Here is a 21,310-nt window from a genome sequence, read left to right as displayed (position 1 = left end):
CGTTCGATTCCTCATAGGGCACTGTGCTCCCACTCTAGCTCAAGCGAGAAGGGGTGCCGAACACTCGCAACGTGGCCAGCTTTAGAAAAGTTTTGAAACAGGTTCCCGCCAGGGTCCGCGATGGGCAAGAATGGTTGGGCTTATCCGTACGGACTGACCTGAACCTGTGGAGGTACCGTGGCACCTAGAGACCTGATGTTGGCCCTGGTCGTGATCGTTGTCTGGGGTTTGAATTTCGTGGTGATTCGCTACGGTCTCGATGGCTTGCCGCCGATGCTGCTGGGCGGCCTGCGCTTCACTTTGGTGGCGATTCCCGCGGTGTTCTTCATCCGCCGGCCGAACCTGCCACTGCGCTGGCTGATTGCCTATGGCGCGACCATTTCCCTGGGCCAGTTCGCGTTTCTGTTCGAGGCCATGGCCAATGGCATGCCCGCCGGCCTGGCCTCGCTGGTGCTGCAATCCCAGGCCTTCTTCACCTTGTTCTTCGCTGCGCTGTTCATTGGCGAGCGCCTGCGCGCCGCCAGCGTGGTGGGCTTGCTGGTGGCGGCTGGAGGACTGGCGATGATCGGCCTGGAAAGCGATCAGGCCACGCCGTTGATGGCGGTCTTGCTGACCCTGTGCGCAGCGTCGATGTGGGCGATGGGCAATGTCATCACCCGCCGCTTCGGCAACATCGACCTGGTCGCTCTGGTGATCTGGGGCGCATTGATTCCGCCCTTGCCGTTCTTCGCCTTGTCGCTGTGGCTGGAAGGTCCGGCACTGATCCAGCAATCGCTGTTGGGCATCGGCTGGAAATCCATCGGTAGCCTGGTCTATCTGGCTGCCGTGGCTACGGTGCTTGGCTACAGCTTGTGGAGCAAGCTGTTGTCGCGCTATCCGGCCGGCAAGGTAGCGCCGTTTTCATTGCTGGTGCCGGTGGTGGGCTTGAGTTCTTCGGCCTGGATCCTGGGCGAGCGCCTGGGTGCCCTGCAGTGGTGGGGTGGAGCGCTGGTCATGGTCGGGCTGTTGATCAACGTGTTCGGCAGCAGCCTGTTCAGCCGCCTGGGCACGGGTCGCACCGAGGCGAAATCTCTGCAATGATGAGGCCATCGATACGTCAAGGAGATGCAGCATGATGATCCGGTCGCTGACCCTCGCCACACTGTTCGCGTTCGCGGCGCCCTTGCTGGCCGCCGATGGCGACAGCCCTCTGGCCCAGGACCGCGGGAGGGCCCGGCCGCTGGTGGTCATTGCTCCCAGCTCGGTGGATCCCAACCTGCTGAAGCTGCGCAAGGCGCTGGAAGAACCCGCCAACCGCGACGGCTTCAAACAGCGCGGCATGGTCCTGTACACCGTGATCAATACCATCGGCCAGCGTGACGGCAAGGATCTCGACCCACAGGCCACCATGTCGCTGATCCGCGACTTAAAACTGGGTGCCGGGTCCAGCCAGAAGTTCGTGCTGTTGGGCAAGGATGGCGAGAAGAAGCTCGAACAGGCGGGTTACGTCGAGCCTTCACAGCTGTTCAGCACCATCGACCAGTTGCCGGCAGCGGAAAAGGACGCCAGTGCACCCGCGGCGGCAGTGCCTGCTGCACAGGAGCCCGCCAGCAAGCCGGGCAAGGCGGCCAAGCCGAGCAAGGCGCCGCAGCCGCTCGACGATTGATCCGTCAGCGCTCTACGCCGCGTTGCGGCCTCGGATTCCTGCGTTCAAACCATGTTGAGGCGCTGCTTGCGCAGGGGTGGTGGGTAAGCGGCATCCAGCGAGGCTAGATCTGCTTCGTCGAGCTTCACCTGCAGTGCCCCGGCATTCAGCCTTACATGCTCGGGCGTGGAAGCCTTGGGGATCGCGATCACGTTGTCGTGGCGCACCACCCAGGCCAGGCATGCCTGGGCCGGCGTGATGCCGTGACGCTCGGCTACCTGGCGCAAGGCGGGTTGGTCTAGCAGGCGACCGCCCTGGGCAATCGGACAATAAGCCATCAATGGCATCGCCTGCTTCGCGCACCACGGCAACAGATCGAACTCTATGCCGCGCTCTTCCAGGTTGTACAGCACCTGGTTGGTCGCGCATCCGGCGTCGTCCAGCTCGGTCATGTCATCGACATCGAAATTCGACACGCCCCAACGGCCGATCTTGCCCTGGGCCTGCAGCCGCTCGAACGCTTCCACCGTTTCGCTCAGGGGATACTGGCCGCGCCAGTGCAGCAGATACAGGTCGATGCGTTCGGTGTTCAGACGCTGCAGGCTGCGCTCGCACGCCTTGATCACGCCCTGGCTGCTGGCGTTGTGCGGGTAGACCTTGCTGACCAGCATGACTTCGTCACGACGCCCTTGGATGGCTTGCCCGACGATTTTTTCGGCGCCGCCTTCGCCGTACATTTCAGCGGTGTCGAGCAGGGTCATGCCCAGGTCGATACCTTGCTGCAGCGCGGCGATTTCCTGTTGCGCACGGGCAGGATCCTCGCCCATGCGCCAAGTGCCTTGGCCGATTCTCGCGACCGGCCTGCCGGCCAGGCTGATGCTGTTCATCGCAATGCTCCGTGGTTGATAACATGGTAAACGCGCCATCGCTGCAGGATTGGGCAGTGCGATGAAGCTGCGGTTCAACCCAGTCGGCGCTGCGCCGTGTGCTCCAGCAGCACCTCCATCAACGCGTGCGCGGCGGCCGACAGCTTGTGATCGGGCAGGCGCATCAGGCCGATGCGCCGTTCGATGCGCGGTGACTCCAACGGCACGCAGCGCGCACCCAGTTCATGCATCTGCTCGACACACAATGCCGGCACCGCGCTCACCCCCAGGCCGTGGGCAACCATGCGGCCGATGGTGCTTAACTGGTGGCTCTCGAATGCCACCGCAAGCTTGCCGTGCTGCTCGCTGATGGCGCTTTCCAGCAGCAGGCGAACCGCAGAAGGGCGCTGCAGGGCAATGAAATCATGAGCGAGCAGGGTCTCCCAGGTGAGCATCGGTTGCTCGGCCAGCGGTGAATCGGCCGCCACCACCGCCACGAACCGATCGGTGTAGAAGGGGGTGAACACCAGCGACGAGGTGCTTTCCGGCTCGAAGCCTATGCCCAGTTCGACCCGCCGATGGCGGACCATCTCCACCACGTGCTCGTTGATCACATCATGCACGGCAACATTGACCCTCGGGTGCCGGTCGCGAAAGATCCGCAGTGCTGCCGGCAGCAGGTTGCCGGCGAACGACGGCATGGCCGCGATGGACACTTTGCCCAACTGCAGGGTGAAGTGCTGGCGCAGCAGCTCTTCGGTATTGTCCCAGTCCGCCAGCAAGCGGCGGGCCAGTGGCACCAGCACCTCGCCTTCCGGCGTCAGGCTGACGCTGCGCGTGGTGCGGATCAGCAGCGCGCCGCCCAGGTCTTCTTCCAGGCCTTTTATCGTCAAGCTCAGGGCGGGCTGCGAGAGATGCAGTTTTTCACCAGCCTGGGCGAAGCTCAGGGCTTGGGCGACGGCGAGAAAAGCGCGCAGTTGTTTGACGTTCATCTATTTGCAAAACCAATCAATCCCCAAGAAAAACAAAATTAACAAATTACCATCGTGGGGAGAAGATACCGTCACGCTTGCCGTTGCCGACGTGACGGCGCCATAACAAACAAAACAAGGCGAACAATCATGGCTGGACTCGATAAACGAGTGGCAACCTATGCCCAGGCACTCGAAGGCCTGCGTGATGGCATGACCGTACTGGCCGGTGGGTTCGGCCTGTGTGGCATTCCGGAAAACCTCATTGCCGAAATCAAGCGACTGGGTGTCCGCGACCTTACGGTGGTGTCCAACAACTGTGGCGTTGATGGCTTTGGCCTTGGCGTGCTGCTCGAAGACCGGCAGATTCGCAAGATGATCGCCTCCTATGTCGGCGAGAACGCCCTGTTCGAGCGGCAGTTGCTCGATGGCGAGCTGGAAGTCGAACTCACCCCTCAAGGCACCCTGGCGGAAAAGATGCGCGCAGGCGGCGCCGGCATCCCCGCGTTCTTCACGGCTACCGGCTACGGCACACCGATAGCGCAAGGCAAGGAAATACGTGAATTCAATGGCCGCCAGTACATTCTGGAGCAGGCCATCACCGGCGACTTCGCCATCGTCAAGGGCTGGAAGGCCGACCATTTCGGCAACGTCATCTATCGTCACACCGCACAGAACTTCAACCCGCTGGCGGCAAGCGCCGGGCGCATCACCGTGGTCGAGGTCGAAGAAATCGTCGAACCCGGCGTGCTCCTGCCCGAGCACATCCACACGCCAGGCATCTACGTCGACCGAGTGATCCAGGGCACCTTCGAGAAGCGCATCGAAAAGCGCACCCTCAAGGCCTGATTGCTCCCATCTGCTCCGCTACACAAGAGGTATTCCAAATGGCACTTACTCGCGAACAGATGGCCCAGCGCGTGGCGCGCGAACTGCAAGACGGTTTCTACGTGAACCTGGGGATCGGCATACCTACCCTGGTGGCCAACTACGTGCCGGCTGGCATCGACGTCATGCTGCAGTCGGAAAACGGTCTGCTGGGCATGGGCGAATTTCCCACCGAGGCTACCGTCGACGCCGACATGATCAACGCTGGCAAACAGACCGTGACGGCCCGCGCCGGCGCGTCCATCTTCGACTCTGCGCAGTCGTTTGCGATGATCCGCGGCGGCCATGTCGACCTCACCGTGCTCGGTGCTTTCGAAGTGGACGTACAGGGCAACATTGCCTCGTGGATGATCCCCGGCAAGCTGGTGAAGGGTATGGGTGGGGCGATGGACCTGGTGGCCGGGGCAGAAAACATCATCGTCACCATGACCCATGCCTCCAAGGATGGCGAGTCGAAACTGCTGCCGTTGTGCACGCTGCCGCTGACCGGTGCCGGGTGCATTCGCAAGGTACTCACGGACCTGGCCTACCTGGAGATCGAAGACGGCGCGTTCATTCTCAAGGAGCGTGCGCCTGGTGTCAGTATCGATGAGATCAAGTCGAAGACGGCCGGCAAGCTGATCATTGCCGATGACGTCGTTGAAATGAGCTTCTGAGCACCTGCTGCACCATCCATAGCCGATCTCATACTTATAAGAACAAGGGAAACACCACCATGTCTGCACAACTTGAAGAGAGCCGCTACGCTCGCTTCGCCCTGCGCTGTTCGAGCTGGGCCGAGCGCTGGTTCCCTGATTCCTACGTATTCGCCGCCGTTGCGGTGTTGCTGGTGGCACTGGGAGCACTGGCCATCGGCGGCACGCCGACCGCAACGGCAACAGCCTTTGGCGACGGATTCTGGAGCCTGATCCCGTTCACCATGCAGATGGCCTTCGTGGTGATTGGTGGCTACGTGGTCGCCAGTTCGCCACCTGCGGTGAAGTTGATCGATCGCCTCGCGCGCATCCCTCGCAATGGCCGCTCGGCCGTGGCCTGGGTGGCGTTGATATCGATGGTCGCTTCGTTGCTCAACTGGGGGCTGTCGCTGGTATTCGGCGGGCTGCTGGTGCGGGCATTGGCACGGCGGACCGACCTGCGCATGGACTACCGTGCGGCCGGTGCGGCAGCCTACCTGGGGTTGGGCGCGGTATGGGCGCTCGGGCTGTCGTCCTCAGCGGCTCAGTTGCAGGCCAACCCGGCCAGCCTGCCACCGTCGATCCTGTCGATCACGGGCGTGATTCCCTTCACCCAGACGATCTTCCTGTGGCAGTCGGGGGTATTGCTGCTGGCGTTGGTGCTGGTCTCGCTGGTGGTGGCCTACGCCACGGCGCCGGGCCCCAACTCTGCCCGGGACGCCCAGGCCTGCGGCATCGACCCGGCCTTCAGTCTGCCGCCACTGAACAAGCGCAGCCGGCCTGGCGAATGGCTGGAATACAGCCCGCTGCTCACCATCTTTCTGGTGTTGCTGGCTGCGGGGTGGCTGTTCCACGAGTTTTCCACCAAGCCGGCGATCACCGCCATCTCCGGGCTCAATACCTACAACTTCCTGTTCATCATGCTGGGCCTGCTGCTGCACTGGCGTCCGCGCAGCTTTCTCGATGCAGTGGCGCGTGCAGTCCCGACCACTACCGGTGTGCTGATCCAGTTTCCCTTGTACGGCTCGATCGCCGCGATCATGACCACGGTCAAGGGTGGCGATGCACAGACCCTGGCCCACCACATCTCAACTTTCTTCGTACAGATCGCCTCGCACGATACCTATGCGCTGTTGATGGGCGTCTATTCGGCAGTGCTCGGGTTCTTCATTCCGTCGGGCGGGGGCAAGTGGATCATCGAGGCGCCCTACGTCATGCAGGTGGCCAACGAGCTGCAATATCACCTGGGCTGGGCCGTGCAGATCTACAACGCTGCCGAAGCCTTGCCGAATCTGATCAATCCGTTCTATATGCTGCCTCTGCTCGGCGTGCTGGGCTTGAAGGCGCGTGACTTGATCGGTTTCTCGTTCGTACAGCTGCTGGTGCATGCGCCCCTGGTGCTGTTCCTGCTTTGGGCGCTGGGCACGACCTTGGCCTATGTGCCTCCCGTTGCACCCTGAGACAGGCGTGATCTGCGCGCGACGTTGATCGGGAATATGCTCCCGCCGAGCGATTGTTTGCGTAGTGGCTATTGCGAAGTAGCCAGCGCTCGGGGTACACATCTAGGTTGAATGGGGTATGGGCTGGACGCCCACCCATCGTGAACCGATGAAGGGAGATCTTGAAATGCTTGATAACGGCGCGGGCGGGGGTCCGGACCAGGGTGAACAGGTCAGTCGGATCATTTCCCAAGAAATACGCAACCTGCATACCGCAGCGTCCAGGGACCTGGATCAGGCAGCGGTGCAGATCATTGGCAAGGTCGAGGGTTTCAGGGAGCAGGGTCTGATCAGTTCGGAGGTCGCTCGGCAACTGATATTCGACGTGCGCAACGAGCGCAGCCGTATCAGCCGCTGAGCGAACGGTCAGCCGAGGTGGCGGCGTGGGTCAGCCGCCTGCTGTGTCGATATCGGCGTCGGTTTCTTCGTCGTCCGCACTGCCGGGGTCGACTTCAGGGTCCGATTTGAAATCGGGACTGAAGCGATTGCCTTCAGGGGTGGTTGGATCCCCGGCATCGTCAGGCTTGGGGTCGAGTGCCGGGTCGTTGGGGTGGTTGTTCTGCGAATCGTCGGTATCACGCTCGACCGTATTCGGTGCAGGTGTGTGTTCGCTCATGGTGTTCTCCCGAGGTGGCTGGATGCGTGGCCGATCAGCGCTTGCCGCCTTCGGACCCGGTGCCGTCGCCACCGTCCATGGTGCCCGAACCAGGCTTGGTCACCGCGCCGCCCATCGAACTGCCTTCGGGGTTGCCGGTGTTCTGCGGCTTGATGTCGGTGCTGGTGCCGTTTCGCGGCGCGGCAGTGCCGTCGGTATTACGATTGGTCATACCGCTATCGGTCCCCGCCGGCACGCCTACCGCTGAAGGTACGGTGCCCTTGGCGGCTGGGTTGGTCGGACCGGTGCTGTTGTCGGCCATGGCCGGTACGGCTGCAGCAGCCAACAAGCCTGCGAGCAACGCTGTGGTGATGTATTTCTGGCTTTTCATGGAGCTCTCCTTGTTCGTGAATGCTTCATGCATTGGGCTATGAGGGAGGCCAGGAGGTGCCCGCATGCCGACGAACGGCATGCGGGCAAACTTGGTGGGGGCGGCCGTCGGCCGCTCACAGGGGGGAAGGGGCGATCAAGCGAGCAATTGCATGCCCAGCTGGAACGCGACCCATACGGCGAGAATGGTGGCGAAGCCCAGCGCGATGTTTTCGAACCAGTTGTTGCGATATTTACCGAGCAGCTTCTTCTGGTTGGACATGATCAGCAGGCCAAGGGAAATCACTGGCAGGCCAATGATGTTCAGCGCATTCACGCCAATGGTCAGGGTCACGAAGTCGGGCATGCCTGGCAGCGACCACACCAGCGGCGTAACCAGGATGAACAGCATGAACCATTTGTGCATCGGGTCATGATGGAACTCCTTGCCGTACTTCTCGCGACGCTCCGGACGGATGTGCTGGAAGGCATCGGTGATCAGCATCGGGAAGGCAGTGGTCTTGCCAGCGATGCTGGCGAACAGCGTGGCGAACACGCCGACGAAGAAGATCAGCCAGCCGCCGGTGCCGAAGAACATCTGCAGTGCCGAGCCCAGGTCGTCCAGGGTCTTCACTTCGATACCGTTGGGACGCAGGATTTCCGCACCCACCACCCAGATGGCCAGGTTGATGATGATGCCGACGAACACCGCGAACAGCAGGTCGTTACGCTGGATGCGCTTGTGTTCAGGGCCTACCCAGCCTTTCTGGCGCATTACGTAGGGGTGGACGAAGTTGGCGATCGAGCCGGCCACCGCACCGATGACCGATACCGCGACCAGCAGCGCGCCATGCACGCCTTCATCCGGTGGAATGCTGAAGCCGATGGTCCCGGCCAGGATGCCGCCCACGTCCGGTTTGGACATGATCGCCAAGGCCATGAACGCCAGGGTCATCAAGGCCAGCAGACCTTTCATCACGCCTTCGATCAGCGAATAGATGTTGCGCCCCACCAGCAGCCACACACCCAGGACCACGGCAAAGGATGCCAGCAGGGGTTGATTGATGTGCAGCAGGGTGGCCAATGCTTCGCCAGCGCCCTTGATCATGTAGGCGTTGGTCAAGTGGCCCATGATCAATGCGTAGCCCAGCATGAACCAGGCGAAGAAAGGGTGCAGTTGTGCATAGCCCTGCAGGATGGTCATGCCCTGGTTGTTGCACAGCTGGAAGCGGGCAATGATGTTGACGATGAGGAATCTGAGCAGCAGCGACACTGCCAGCACCCACATCATGGCATAGCCGTAGTTGGCGCCCGCTACGGAGGAGGTGATCAAGTCACCGGCGCCCAGCCATGACAACACGGCGATAATGCCCGGTCCGATGATCTTGGCAAGGCGGCCCATGCGAGTCGTGGGAGCGGCCGCCTTTTTTTCGAGCGAGTGGGTACTCGTCATTGGGTGAATTCCCTTTGTTGTTTTTGTGGATGGATCAGGGGGTCATTCAATCATGAGTTAGGATGTCATATGACCTGACAAGTTGCAAAAAGGTGTAAGGGGATATTTCACATTTTTACGCTTTTAGTGACCGCACCCGCCGGTCGGTTGCGCTGAACCAATCCCGCCGCAGGCTTTCCGATGAGCCTTACCGCAAAAGGAATGCAGCCATGTCGCAGATCATCGTCGATGACATTCAGACGCCTGCCAAAGCCGACGCGGCAGCCGATGTGCTGATGTTCGGCAGCCCCAAGGATCGCCTGGACTTCTACCGCAAGGAGATCCAGTACGAAACCTCCATTCTTTCCAACCGCACCGACGCCTATCTGTCCGCACAGTCTTTCCTGGTCATTGCCTATGCCTCGTCCATGGCCAACCTGAACCCGGAGTGGGGCAAGCTGTTCACCTTGGTCGTGCCGCCGCTGCTGGCGCTGTTCGGCCTGGTCAGCTCGCTGCATGCCTGGCCGGGCATCCGCTCGGCCTACGACATCATCGACCATTGGCATTTCAAGCAGAGCCAGTTGTTGGACAGCGAGCCGGCGATGGGCGCGGCCTATGACGAGTCGCCGCTGTTCAGCGAGCGCGAGTCGAGTGAAAAGCGCTGGCGCGGAGCGTTGCTGTTCTCCATGAGATCGCCGTTCCTGTTCAGTGTGCTGTGGGTGTTGCTGGGTGTGTTCGCGGTGTATGCGCAGTACACCAATCCGGGCGGTTAGAACGAAAAAGGCCCCTGCATGTGCAGGGGCCTTCGGGTGATGCGGGGGTAGATCAGCGCACTGAACTGAAAGCCTCCTGGCGACTGCGCTCATACGCCTGCGAGTCCACTGCAGCGGCGCCTGGCTTGCCCAGCTCGTTCAACGGGATGCGATAGGTCTCCTTGGCACAGAACGCTGCCAACGCTGCGATGCAGCACACACCCAAGGCCAGTGAACCCACTACCATGGGGATGTTGGCGGAGCCCGGTGGAGCCATCGCGGCGAACAGCACCGGAAGCATGGCGGTGATCAGCGTGCCGACATTCTGCGAAATGGCCATGGCCGAGACGCGGTAGCGGGTTTCGAAAAGCTCAGGGTAGAAACTTGGAAACACCGCGTTGTAGCCCTGGTAGAACACGCCCCACATCAGAATCGACATGCCGATGGCCAGCGGTACGTTATGCACGCTGATCGCATACAGGTAGAAGAACGACAGGATGCCGGAGCTCAGTGCGCCACCGATGATCATCGGACGGCGACCGATCCGGTCCGAGAGGTTACCCACGAACGGGATCACGCATACCGCCACGATGTTGCCGATCACCGGGATCCACAGGTACACGCTCTTCGCGAAACCGATGCCGTAGGCCGGTTGCACCGCGTACGCGGCGCCGAAGATGGTCGCGACCACCGGGATCACGTTCATCAGCGCCATGCACATGACCAGACCCATGTTCCGCCAGCTGTGCTTGAAAGCCTCCAGGACCGGCGACTTGGTGATGGTGGCGCGCGCTTCCTGAGTTTCGAAGGCTGGGGTTTCATTGACCTCGCGGCGAATGATGTAGCCGGCGATCAGCACCACGGCACTGAGCAGGAACGGAATACGCCAGCCCCACGAGTTGAACGCTTCGTCTGGCATGAAATAGGCCAACGGCAGGAAAATCGCTGCGGCAAAGATTTGTCCGGCCTGCACGCCCTGCAAGGTGAAACTGGCGTAGAAACCTCGCCGTCCGAACGGCGCGTGTTCCAGGACCATGGAACTGGCTCCGGATATCTCCCCTGCGACCGCGAAGCCCTGGATCAAGCGCAGTACCACCAGCATGGCCGGTGCCCAGAGGCCGACCTGGCTGTAGGTCGGCAGCAGGCCGACGGCCATGGTGGCGAAGCCCATCAGGAACATGCACAACAGCAATACGTTCTTGCGGCCGCGGGTATCGCCCCAGTGGCCGAGGAAGAACGCGCCGATGGGGCGTGCAACGTAGCCTACGCCGTAGGTGGCCAGGGAGGCGACGATGGCGACCTTGGGGTCGGTGTTGGGAAAGAAGATTTGCGGAAAGATCAACGCCGCGGCCTGGGCATAGATGAAGAAGTCGTAGTATTCCAGAGCGGAACCGACCCAACCGCTGGCGGTGGCCTTCTTGGTTTGCTGCGAGCCGTGCGATTCTGACTGAGCATGCGCCATGCTGTGTCTCCGTTGTTTTTATTATGAAGCATTGGAACCGTTGGCTTCGTTTTCACCCCATTGCAGGCGACGCTGCGTGCGCTGGAGTGAGGCAAAACTAACTGGGTAGTTAATGTTTAGCAGTGGTGCCGAATGGGTGTCAATACGGCTGCATGCCAGGGTTGGAGCGGTCCGTGGGCCGGGGTGCATGCAAGACTGCCCCAAGTGGGTTCGGGTTTCAACCGACAGTGCCGGAATAGAGCCTTGCATAGGTGCATGAGATGGGTCACTCGCGGCCGCGATCGGTGCCTAGCTTGCTTGCTATTGTAGCCGCTGATCGCACACATTTGGTTTTGATTCAGCCCGATCTGCAGCGCTCCCGGACGCGGCTTGCGCCGCTGCTACAGGATCCGGGTTCCACCGCATCCCCGATCGGCCAAGAACCCCAATCCCCCGTAGGAGCGGTCAGCGGCCGCGAAGAAGGCGCCGCAGTACGTCGTTCAATGCACGGTGTGTCATTCGCTGCAACTGCTTGCGCGCCCGGCTCAGGCCAACTCGCGGACCAGATTGCCCAGCGTCTGCATGGCGGCCAACTGAACCTTGCCCATCGGCGAGCCGTAGTTCAAACGAATGCAGTTGCCGAATCGGCCGCTGGCGGAAAAGATCGGGCCCGGCGCAATGCTGATGCCTTGCGCCAACGCCAGGCGAAACAGCTGCAGCGAATCGACTCTCGTCGGCAATTCGAGCCACAGGAAGTACCCGCCCTCGGGACGACTCACCCGGGTGTCCTCGGGAAAATAACGCGCGATGGCTGCCATCATTGCGTGCTGCTGGCCCTGCAGTGCACCGCGCAACCGATGCAGGTGTCGATCATAGCCGCCGTGTTGAAGGTAGTCGGCAATGGCCGCCTGACCCGGCACCGAAGCGCAGATCGAGGTCATGATCTTCAGGCGCTCGACCTTCTGCGCAAAGCGTCCGGCAGCGACCCAGCCGATCCTGTACCCGGGTGCCAGGCTTTTGGCGAACGATCCGCAATGCAGCACCCAGCCATCGCTGTCATAGGCCTTGGCCGGGCGCGGCGCGTGCTGGCCGAAGTACAGCTCGGCGTACACGTCGTCTTCGATCAAGGGCACCTGGTGTTCATGCAGCAGCGCTACCAGTTGACGCTTGCGCGCCTCTGGCATGCTTGCACCGATCGGATTCTGGAACGTCGGCATGCACCAGCACGCCTTGATCGGCAGGCGCTGCAGGGCCTTCGCCAAGGCATCCACGTCCAACCCGTCGCGCGGATGGGTGGGAATCTCCACCGCCTTGAGCTTGAGCCGCTCCAACACCTGCAGGCAGGCGTAGAACGCCGGTGCCTCGATGGCCACCATGTCACCTGGCTCGGTCACCGCCTGCAGGCACAGGTTCAGGGCTTCCAGTGCACCGTTGGTGATCAGCAGTTCGTCGACCGGCAGGTTGATGCCGGCGATGTTGTAGCGCAAGGCGATCTGCCGGCGCAGCTCGGGGCTGCCCGGCGACAGATCGGTGACCGTTTCGCGCGGGTGCATGGCTCGGCTGGTACTGGCCAGCGAGCGCGCCAGGCGCGGCAATGGAAACAGGTCAGGGCTGGGAAAGGCAGACCCCAGTGGCACCGTGTTCGGATCCTTGATCGAATCGAGGATGGAAAACACCAGCTCACTGACGTCGACATCGGTCGACTCGGCCAGCATCTGCGAGGTCGCCGAGGGCTCCTCCAGCGATCGTTCGGCCAGCGCATTGACGAAGTACCCGGAACGCGGCCGGGCTCGGATCATTCCGCGTCGCTCGAGCAGGTAATAGGCCTGGAACACGGTAGAGGGGCTGACACCCTGAGTCTGGCTGGCATGCCGCACGGAGGGCACGCGCTCGTCGGGCTTCAGCACGCCGGTGCGAATGAGCTCGGCGATGTGGTGGGCAAACTGCTCGTAGCGTTTCATGACCGGCCTGGGTCCATGGGCGAGGGCCGCACTATGCCACAGCGGTGCGCACAGCCGGCAGGCCATGCGCACATGGCTTGCCGGTGACCAGTGCCGGGTTCAGGCCTGGATCGGCGCAGGGTCGATGGGAGGATCGACAATCGGGGTGGGTGGCACGGTCGGTTGCACCGGGACACCGTCCGGATCGTCTTGAGGCACCGTGGGTGGCACGTCCGGCAGGGGAGGATTGTCGATGTTCGGATCCGTTGATTCAGGCGGAAGAGGAAGGTTCATGGGGCGGCCTCTGGTAGGTAATGGACATATGCCTGTGGTAGACATCGTTTACAACGATTTCGGTCCGTCCAAGCGCGTTGCAACGTGTAAAAGCATATGAACTTTCCCTCGAGGCTTGGCTCCGAACCTAAGCGAAAGACAAACCCGGTTCACTTCACCGCTTGCACAAGCACAACAGCGTCCAGGTGACGCACAGGAGCGAGGCTCGATGACGGCTGATCAGACTTTCCAAGCGGACCAGAACGCGACCGACGAACAGACGCCAGACCACGTGCTGAGCCTGTCCCGGGCGCTGCTGCTGCCTCGGATCGTGATCGAAGACACGCAGCCTGTTGTTGACGGTGGTCAGTTTGCCGTCAAGGCCATCGTCGGCCAGACGGTCACGGTCAGCACCAAGGTCTACGCTGACGGTCACGACAAGCTGGCCGTGGTCCTGCGCTGGCATGAGGCGGGCACCGACACCTGGCACAGCACTGCCATGCGCGAGCTGGGCAACGACAGCTGGGAAGCCGAGCTGGTCGTCGACAGTGTCGGCACCCATGCCTATTGCATCGACGCCTGGATCGACCAGTTCGCCAGCTACCGCTACGAACTGGAAAAGAAGTACGCCGCTGGCGTGACCATCGACCTGGAACTGGAAGAAGGCCGCGTGCACCTCGAGCAGGCCGCCAGCCGCAGCCAGGATACCCTGGCACGCCAACTGCGCCAGTTGCACGACGAATTGCAGGGGCTGGATCAGGACGCCAAGGTCGCGCTGCTGTTGCAGCGTGACACCCAGGCCCTGATGTCCCTGGCGGACTCGCGCGCGTTCCTCTGCTCCAGTGTCGAATATGCCCTGGACGTAGAACGCGAACTCGCGCAGTTCGCCAGCTGGTACGAGTTGTTTCCGCGCTCGATCACCGATGACAAAGCTCGTCATGGCACCTTCAACGACGTGCACAGCCGTCTGCCGATGATTCGCGACATGAACTTTGACGTGCTGTACTTCCCGCCGATCCATCCAATCGGACGCGCTCACCGCAAGGGCCCGAACAACTCCCTGACCGCCGGCCCGGACGATCCAGGCAGCCCTTATGCCATCGGCAGCGCCGAGGGTGGGCACGAGGCCATTCACCCGCAGCTGGGCACGCGGGAAGACTTCCGCAGGCTGGTGGCCGCGGCGGCCGAGCACGGTCTGGAAATCGCGCTGGACTTCGCCATCCAGTGCTCCCAGGACCACCTGTGGCTCAAAGAGCACCCGGGCTGGTTCAGCTGGCGCCCGGACGGCACCATCCGCTATGCGGAAAACCCGCCGAAGAAATACCAGGACATCGTCAACGTCGACTTCTACGCTGCCGACGCAGTGCCGGGCCTGTGGACCGAGCTGCGCGACGTGGTGTGGGGCTGGGTCGAGGAAGGTGTGAAGATCTTTCGCGTCGACAACCCGCACACCAAGCCGCTGCCATTCTGGCAATGGCTGATCGCCGATATCCGCAGCAAGGACCCCAGCGTGATGTTCCTTGCAGAGGCGTTCACCAAGCCAGCCATGATGGCGCGCCTGGGCAAGGTCGGTTACTCGCAGAGCTACACCTACTTCACCTGGCGCAATACCAAGCCGGAGCTGACCACCTATTTCACCCAGCTCAACCAGGCACCGTGGGCGCACTGCTACCGGCCGAACTTCTTCGTCAACACGCCGGACATCAACCCGTTCTTCCTGCACGACAACGGCCGCGCCGGGTTCCTCATCCGCGCGGCGCTGGCGACCATGGGCTCCGGCCTGTGGGGCATGTATTCGGGTTTCGAACTGTGTGAATCGGCGCCCATCCCTGGCAAGGAAGAGTATCTGGACTCGGAGAAGTACGAGATCCGCCCGCGTGACTTCACCGCCCCCGGCAACATCATTGCCGAGATCGCCCAGCTCAACCGGATTCGCCGTCAGAACCCGGCGCTGCAAACACATCTGGGCGTCGAGTTCTTTCAGTGCTACAACGATAACGTCCTGTATTTCGGCAAGCGGACCGCTGACCGCAGCAACTATGTGCTGGTCGCCGTGAGCCTCGATCCACACAACGTCCAGGAAGCCCATTTCGAGCTGCCGCTGTGGGAGTTGGGCCTGGACGACGATGCGGCCACCAACGGCGAAGACCTGATGACCGGGCATCGCTGGACGTGGCACGGCAAGAATCAGTTCATGCGGATCGACCCTGCCTATCAACCGTTCGGCATCTGGAGGATCACCCGCGTACAGCCGTAGGCAAGTGCCACGTCGTACGTCGCACTCGGTGTCTCACGCTGCTCCAGGCGATGTCCAGCCGCTCCAGACACGCTGCTCACTACAGGGAATCCACAATGGCGAAAAAGCCTCGGTCGCAAGCGTTCATCGATGATCCGCTCTGGTACAAGGATGCGGTTATCTATCAGGTCCACGTCAAGTCGTTCTTCGACTCCGACAACGACGGCATCGGTGACTTTCCGGGGTTGATCGCCAAACTCGATTACATCGCCGATCTGGGCGTCAATACCATTTGGCTGCTGCCGTTCTACCCGTCGCCACGTCGCGACGACGGCTACGACATCGCCGAGTACAAGGCGGTGCACTCGGACTACGGCACGTTGGCCGATGTTCGCCGCTTCATCAGCGAGGCGCACAAGCGTGGCTTGCGTGTGATCACCGAGCTGGTGATCAACCACACTTCCGACCAGCACCCCTGGTTTCAGCGCGCGCGCAAGGCCAAGAAGGGCTCCAAGGCTCGCGATTTCTACGTGTGGTCCGATAGCGACGAGAAATACGACGGAACGCGAATCATCTTTCTCGATACCGAGAAGTCCAACTGGACCTGGGACCCCGTCGCAGGCCAATACTTCTGGCACCGTTTCTATTCGCACCAGCCGGATTTGAATTTCGACAACCCGCAAGTGATGAAAGCGGTCATCGACGTCATGCGCTACTGGCTGGACATGGGCATCGACGGCCTGCGCCTGGATGCCATCCCGTACCTGATCGAGCGCGACGGCACCAACAACGAAAACCTGCCCGAGACCCACCAGGTGCTCAAGCAGATCCGTGCCGAGATCGATGCCAATTACCCGGACCGCATGCTGCTGGCCGAGGCCAACCAGTGGCCAGAGGACACCCAGCTGTACTTCGGCGATGCCCACGGCGACAACGGCGACGAATGCCACATGGCGTTCCATTTCCCGTTGATGCCGCGCATGTACATGGCACTGGCGCAGGAAGACCGCTTTCCAGTCACCGACATTCTGCGCCAGACGCCTGCTATCCCAGCCAACTGCCAGTGGGCAATCTTTCTGCGCAACCACGATGAACTGACCCTGGAAATGGTCACCGATCGTGAACGCGACTACCTGTGGAACTACTACGCGGCCGACAGCCGCGCGCGGATCAACCTCGGCATTCGTCGTCGCCTGGCGCCGCTGCTCGAACGTGATCGCCGCCGGGTCGAATTGCTCAACAGCCTGCTGCTGTCCATGCCCGGCACACCGACCCTGTATTACGGTGACGAAATCGGCATGGGCGACAATATCTACCTGGGTGACCGCGACGGTGTGCGCACGCCCATGCAGTGGTCGATCGACCGAAACGGCGGCTTCTCGCGCGCCGACCCGGCCAGCCTGGTGCTGCCGCCGATCATGGATCCGCTCTATGGCTACCAGTCGGTCAACGTCGAAACCCAGGCCAACGACCCGCACTCGCTGCTGAACTGGACCCGGCGCATGCTCGCCGTGCGCCGTCAGCAGAAAGCGTTCGGCCGCGGTACCCTGACCATGCTCACGCCGACCAACCGCCGCATCCTGGCCTACGTGCGTGAATACACCGGCAGCGATGGCAAGACCGAGATCGTGTTGTGCGTAGCCAACGTCTCGCGTGCCGCCCAAGCGGCTGAATTGGATCTGTCCCCGTACGCCGGCATGGTGCCGGTAGAGATGCTCGGCGGCAGCGCCTTCCCACCCATCGGTCAGCTGAATTTTCTGCTGACCTTGCCACCCTACGGCTTCTATTGGTTCCTGCTGGCCAGCGAAACCCAGATGCCGAGTTGGCACGTCGAACCGGCCCAAAGCATGCCTGACTTCCAAACCCTGGTTTTGAAACAACGGATGGAGGAGTTGCTCGACGAGCCGTCGCGCAGCACTCTGGAAAACACCTCTCTGCTGCAGTACCTGCCCAAGCGGCGCTGGTTCGGCGGCAAGGATGTCGCCATCGACAACCTGCGCATCGCTTACGGCGTGCGCTTCGGCACGCCGCAAAGCCCGGTGCTGTTCAGTGAGCTGGAGGTCACCGCCGGTGGCCAGACCAGCCGCTACCAGTTTCCGTTCGGCTTCATTCCCGAGGAGCACAGCGGTTCGCCGCTGCCCTTGCAACTGGCGCTGTCGCGCGTTCGTCGCGGCCGTGAAGTCGGCCTGATCACCGACGCCTTCGTCCTGGAAAACTTCATCCACTCGGTGATCGAAGGGCTTCAGGTCGAGAAGACGCTGGCGACCGGCGAAGGCGAGATCCGCTTCCAGGCCACCGAGCATCTGACGGCCCTGAATCTCGACCAGACTTCGGTGATCCGCTACCTGTCGGCCGAGCAGTCCAACAGCTCGGTCGTGGTTGGCGGTAGCCTGGTGCTGAAGATGATTCGCCGCGTCAGCGGTGGCATCCATCCAGAGCTGGAAATGGGCGACTACCTGACCGCCGCGGGCTACGCCAATATCTCGCCGCTGATGGGGTCCGTCAGCCGTGTGGATGCCAGCGGAACACCGCACTTGCTGATGATTGCCCAGGGTTACCTGAACAATCAGGGCGACGCCTGGGAATGGACCCAGAACAACCTCGAGCGCGCGATTCGCGACGAGATGGCCTTCGCCCATTCCGAACAAGGCCAGCGCTACGACGCACTGGGCGAGCTGGCAGACTTTGCCGGCATGCTCGGCCAGCGCCTGGGCGAGATGCACGTCGCCCTGGCGGCGTCCGGCGCCCAGGCCGATTTCCTCGCCCGGGTGAGCAACCAGAAAGATGCCCAAGGCTGGGCTACAAGCATCGCCAGCCAGGTCGAGCGGGCGCTGGGCCTGCTCGAGCAGCGCCGCGCCGAATTTGCCGAGCAGGACCAGGCTTTGGTGGCCGAGCTGCTGGGCCGACGCGACGAGTTGCTGGCCCAGGTCGAGCGCCTCAGCGCGCAGGCCACTGGCGGTCTGATCATGCGGGTCCACGGTGACCTGCACCTGGGCCAGATGCTGGTGGTGCAGGGCGATGCCTACCTGATCGACTTCGAGGGCGAGCCTGCACGGCCACTCGAAGAGCGCCGCGCGAAATACAGTCCTTACAAGGATGTAGGGGGCGTATTGCGTTCGTTCGACTACGCTGCGGCCATGGCGATCCGCAATGTACAAAGCACCGATGCCTCGGAGGAAGCGGCATCGGCGCGCCAGCGCGTGGCCCAGCGCTACCTGGCCGAGGCCCGCCATGCGTTCATCGGCGCCTACGACCTGGCGACCCAGGCCGTGCCACATCAGTGGCAGGACCCGGACGGCGCGCGCGCGGCACTGGATTTGTTCAGCCTGGAAAAGGCTGCCTACGAGATCGCTTATGAAGCGGAGAATCGCCCGAGCTGGTTGGCCGTGCCCTTGCACGGACTGTTCGGGCTCTTGAGTACGAGGGAGAATAAGCAATGAGTGCGCACAGCGAACATGGCAAGCGCGATTCCGGCGCGTTGCCGGCAAAAGCCGATATCGAGGCGCTGATCCGTGCCGACCATTCCGATCCGTTCTCGGTTCTGGGTGCCCATAGCGATGGCGGCACAGGCAGCTACATCCGTGCCTACCTGCCGACGGCCCTGAGCGTGCAGGTATTGGCCAAGGACGGGGGGCATCCACTGACGACCCTCGACCAGGGCGACGTGCCCGGGTTGTTTACCGGCCGTATCGAGCAAAGCCAACCCTACCTGCTGCGCGTGCAGTGGGCCGGGGGTGTGCAGGTCAGCGAAGATCCGTACAGCTATGGCAATCTGCTCGGCGACATGGACATCTACCTGTTTGCAGAGGGCAAGCATCGCAACCTGGGCAGCGTCTTCGGCGCCCAGTTCATTGAAATCGAAGGCGTGCAGGGCGTGCGCTTCGCCGTCTGGGCACCGAACGCCAAGCGGGTTTCGGTGGTCGGTGACTTCAACGTCTGGGACGGTCGCCGTCATCCAATGCGCCAACGCTTCCCGGCCGGCGTCTGGGAGTTGTTCATCCCCGGCCTGCAGCCTGGCGAACCGTACAAATACGAGATTCTTGGCCAGCACGGCATTCTGCCGCTCAAGGCCGACCCGATTGCCCTGTGCACCGAGTTGCCGCCGTCCACCGCCTCGCGGGTGGCCAAGCCGATGCAGTTCGCCTGGGACGACAACGCTTGGCTGGATATCCGCGCCGAGCGCCACGCCCTGGGTGCACCACAGTCGATCTACGAACTGCATGCCGGTTCTTGGATGTGCGAGCTCGACGAAGCAGGCGAGGTGGTTCGTCCCTACAACTGGCATGAACTGGCCGAGCGCCTGATTCCGTACGTACAGAAGATGGGCTTCACCCACATCGAGCTGCTGCCGATCATGGAGCACCCATTCGGCGGTTCGTGGGGTTATCAACCGCTGTCGCAATTCGCGCCGTCGGCCCGCTATGGCACGCCGGAGGACTTCGCGGCGTTCGTCAATGCCTGCCACAAAGCTGAAATCGGTGTGATCCTGGACTGGGTCCCGGCGCATTTCCCCACCGACGAGCATGGCCTGGCGCGTTTCGACGGCACTGCGCTGTACGAATACGACAACCCGCTGGAGGGCTTCCATCAAGACTGGAACACGCTGATCTACAACCTGGGCCGCACTGAAGTGCATGGCTTCATGATTGCCTCCGCGGTTCACTGGCTCAAGCAGTTCCATATCGACGGCCTGCGCGTCGATGCCGTGGCGTCGATGCTGTACCGCGACTATTCGCGCAAGTCAGGGGAATGGGTGCCCAACGAGTACGGCGGCCGTGAGAACCTGGAAACCATCGCGTTCCTGCGTCACCTCAATGACGTGGTGAAACAGGAAGCACCGGGGGCCATGGTGATAGCCGAAGAGTCCACCGCATGGCCGGGCGTGACTCAGCCCACACAGGAAGGCGGCCTGGGTTTCGACTACAAGTGGAACATGGGCTGGATGCATGACACGCTCAACTACGTCCAGAACGATCCGATCCACAGGCCGCATCATCACGGGCAGCTCAGTTTTGGTTTGGTGTATGCCTATTCAGAACATTTCGTGCTGCCGATTTCCCATGATGAGGTCGTGCATGGCAAACACTCGCTGATCGACAAGATGCCCGGTGACCGCTGGCAGAAGTTTGCCAACCTGCGTGCCTACCTGAGTTTCATGTGGACTCATCCGGGCAAGAAGCTGTTGTTCATGGGTTGCGAGTTCGGCCAATGGCGGGAGTGGAACCACGATCATCAGCTGGATTGGTACCTCACCGAGTACTCCGAACACAAGGGTGTTCAGCAGTTGGTCGCCGACCTCAACAGGCTGTACCGCGAAGTACCGGCACTGCACCAGCAGGACTGCCAACCTGAGGGCTTCCAGTGGTTGATCGGCGACGACGCCACCAACAGTGTCTTTGCCTGGCTGCGCTGGAGTGCCAATAACGAGCCGGTGCTGGTGGTTGCCAACTTCACGCCGGTTCCGCGCGAGGCCTACCGCGTAGGCGTGCCGTTCGGTGGCGAGTGGGAAGAGCTGCTCAACAGCGACGCCGAGCAGTACGCTGGCTCCAACTACGGCAACGGCGGCAAGGTCTTCGCCGAAGAGGAGGGCAGCCATGGCCAACCTCACGCCATCAGCCTCAACCTGCCACCGCTGGGTGTATTGATCCTGCGTCCTACGCGGGCCGATATCCAGGGCTGACGGTAATGAAAAGGGGCTCCTTCACGGAGCCCCTTTTTTTCGACTGAGTATCAAGTCTGCGTGTTCCAAG

At 61.9% G+C, this 21,310-nt stretch carries 18 protein-coding genes; 10 read left to right on the top strand and 8 right to left on the bottom strand.

The window, feature by feature from the left end:
• Window positions 1-195 precede the first annotated feature (195 nt).
• Together IFT44_RS03095 and IFT44_RS03090 are read left to right on the top strand one after the other, a co-directional pair.
• Window positions 196-1,080: an EamA family transporter gene (locus tag IFT44_RS03095; protein ID WP_197975811.1), complete on the top strand. Its 885-nt coding sequence runs from the start codon at window positions 196-198 to the stop codon at window positions 1,078-1,080.
• Between the two features lie 31 nt (window positions 1,081-1,111).
• Complete coding sequence (locus IFT44_RS03090; RefSeq protein ID WP_122477809.1) at window positions 1,112-1,645, top strand: DUF4174 domain-containing protein; 534 nt, start codon at window positions 1,112-1,114, stop codon at window positions 1,643-1,645.
• A 44-nt stretch (window positions 1,646-1,689) separates the two neighbouring features.
• Here the strand turns inward: IFT44_RS03090 and IFT44_RS03085 are convergent, their stop codons facing one another.
• Together IFT44_RS03085 and IFT44_RS03080 are read right to left on the bottom strand one after the other, a co-directional pair.
• On the bottom strand, window positions 1,690-2,511 hold the full coding sequence (locus tag IFT44_RS03085) for an aldo/keto reductase (protein ID WP_192059662.1): 822 nt from the start codon (window positions 2,509-2,511) through the stop codon (window positions 1,690-1,692).
• A 74-nt stretch (window positions 2,512-2,585) separates the two neighbouring features.
• Window positions 2,586-3,482, bottom strand: a complete 897-nt coding sequence (locus tag IFT44_RS03080; RefSeq protein WP_192059661.1) for a LysR family transcriptional regulator — start codon at window positions 3,480-3,482, stop codon at window positions 2,586-2,588.
• A 129-nt stretch (window positions 3,483-3,611) separates the two neighbouring features.
• Here IFT44_RS03080 and IFT44_RS03075 point away from each other — a divergent pair, with 129 nt between their 5' ends.
• The 4 genes from IFT44_RS03075 to IFT44_RS03060 all read left to right on the top strand — a co-directional run bounded on the left by IFT44_RS03075 (window position 3,612) and on the right by IFT44_RS03060 (window position 6,880).
• Complete coding sequence (locus IFT44_RS03075; protein WP_122477814.1) at window positions 3,612-4,310, top strand: CoA transferase subunit A; 699 nt, start codon at window positions 3,612-3,614, stop codon at window positions 4,308-4,310.
• Between the two features lie 38 nt (window positions 4,311-4,348).
• On the top strand, window positions 4,349-5,005 hold the full coding sequence (locus IFT44_RS03070; RefSeq protein ID WP_192103484.1) for a 3-oxoacid CoA-transferase subunit B: 657 nt from the start codon (window positions 4,349-4,351) through the stop codon (window positions 5,003-5,005).
• A 59-nt stretch (window positions 5,006-5,064) separates the two neighbouring features.
• On the top strand, window positions 5,065-6,483 hold the full coding sequence (locus tag IFT44_RS03065; RefSeq protein ID WP_192175399.1) for a short-chain fatty acid transporter: 1,419 nt from the start codon (window positions 5,065-5,067) through the stop codon (window positions 6,481-6,483).
• 166 nt (window positions 6,484-6,649) lie between these two features.
• A complete protein-coding gene (locus IFT44_RS03060) occupies window positions 6,650-6,880 on the top strand; it encodes a hypothetical protein (protein ID WP_163007557.1) in 231 nt (76 codons plus the stop codon).
• A gap of 30 nt (window positions 6,881-6,910) precedes the next feature.
• On the opposite strand, the gene IFT44_RS03055 is transcribed toward IFT44_RS03060, so the two are convergent.
• From IFT44_RS03055 to IFT44_RS03045, 3 genes are all read right to left on the bottom strand, one after another.
• Complete coding sequence (locus tag IFT44_RS03055) at window positions 6,911-7,138, bottom strand: hypothetical protein (RefSeq protein ID WP_192059657.1); 228 nt, start codon at window positions 7,136-7,138, stop codon at window positions 6,911-6,913.
• A 34-nt stretch (window positions 7,139-7,172) separates the two neighbouring features.
• A complete protein-coding gene (locus IFT44_RS03050; protein WP_122477822.1) occupies window positions 7,173-7,508 on the bottom strand; it encodes a hypothetical protein in 336 nt (111 codons plus the stop codon).
• 135 nt (window positions 7,509-7,643) lie between these two features.
• Window positions 7,644-8,939 (bottom strand): Nramp family divalent metal transporter, encoded by a 1,296-nt coding sequence (locus IFT44_RS03045; protein ID WP_122715514.1) that lies wholly within the window; start codon window positions 8,937-8,939, stop codon window positions 7,644-7,646.
• A gap of 209 nt (window positions 8,940-9,148) precedes the next feature.
• Between IFT44_RS03045 and IFT44_RS03040 the strand changes: the two genes are divergently transcribed.
• Window positions 9,149-9,691, top strand: coding sequence for a hypothetical protein (locus tag IFT44_RS03040; RefSeq protein WP_446730934.1), 543 nt, complete (start codon window positions 9,149-9,151; stop codon window positions 9,689-9,691).
• Window positions 9,692-9,743: 52 nt separating this feature from the next.
• On the opposite strand, the gene IFT44_RS03035 is transcribed toward IFT44_RS03040, so the two are convergent.
• From IFT44_RS03035 to IFT44_RS03025, 3 genes are all read right to left on the bottom strand, one after another.
• Window positions 9,744-11,132 carry an MFS transporter gene (locus tag IFT44_RS03035; RefSeq protein ID WP_122796998.1) on the bottom strand — a complete coding sequence of 463 codons (1,389 nt, stop codon included), beginning with the start codon at window positions 11,130-11,132 and terminating at the stop codon, window positions 9,744-9,746.
• 524 nt (window positions 11,133-11,656) lie between these two features.
• The gene (mapR, locus tag IFT44_RS03030; RefSeq protein WP_192059655.1) at window positions 11,657-13,072 is read right to left on the bottom strand and encodes a GntR family transcriptional regulator MpaR; all 1,416 of its coding nucleotides are present in this window, start codon (window positions 13,070-13,072) and stop codon (window positions 11,657-11,659) included.
• A gap of 99 nt (window positions 13,073-13,171) precedes the next feature.
• On the bottom strand, window positions 13,172-13,345 hold the full coding sequence (locus IFT44_RS03025; RefSeq protein WP_192137276.1) for a hypothetical protein: 174 nt from the start codon (window positions 13,343-13,345) through the stop codon (window positions 13,172-13,174).
• A gap of 208 nt (window positions 13,346-13,553) precedes the next feature.
• On the opposite strand from IFT44_RS03025, the gene IFT44_RS03020 reads away from it, so the two are divergent.
• The 3 genes from IFT44_RS03020 (at window position 13,554) to glgB (ending at window position 21,240) form a co-directional block, all read left to right on the top strand.
• A complete protein-coding gene (locus tag IFT44_RS03020; RefSeq protein WP_192175398.1) occupies window positions 13,554-15,581 on the top strand; it encodes an alpha-1,4-glucan--maltose-1-phosphate maltosyltransferase in 2,028 nt (675 codons plus the stop codon).
• Between the two features lie 95 nt (window positions 15,582-15,676).
• Window positions 15,677-19,000, top strand: a complete 3,324-nt coding sequence (gene treS / locus IFT44_RS03015; RefSeq protein WP_192175397.1) for a maltose alpha-D-glucosyltransferase — start codon at window positions 15,677-15,679, stop codon at window positions 18,998-19,000.
• Entirely contained in the window at window positions 18,997-21,240 is a 2,244-nt protein-coding gene (gene glgB / locus IFT44_RS03010; RefSeq protein WP_192059646.1) for a 1,4-alpha-glucan branching protein GlgB, read from the top strand. The genes treS and glgB overlap by 4 nt, the downstream gene beginning before the upstream one ends.
• Window positions 21,241-21,310: the final 70 nt, after the last annotated feature.

Source organism: Pseudomonas sp. CFBP 13710 (assembly GCF_014842235.1).
In the GTDB taxonomy this organism is placed as follows: domain Bacteria; phylum Pseudomonadota; class Gammaproteobacteria; order Pseudomonadales; family Pseudomonadaceae; genus Aquipseudomonas; species Aquipseudomonas baltica.
This window is presented reverse-complemented; position numbering and strand designations above follow the sequence as displayed.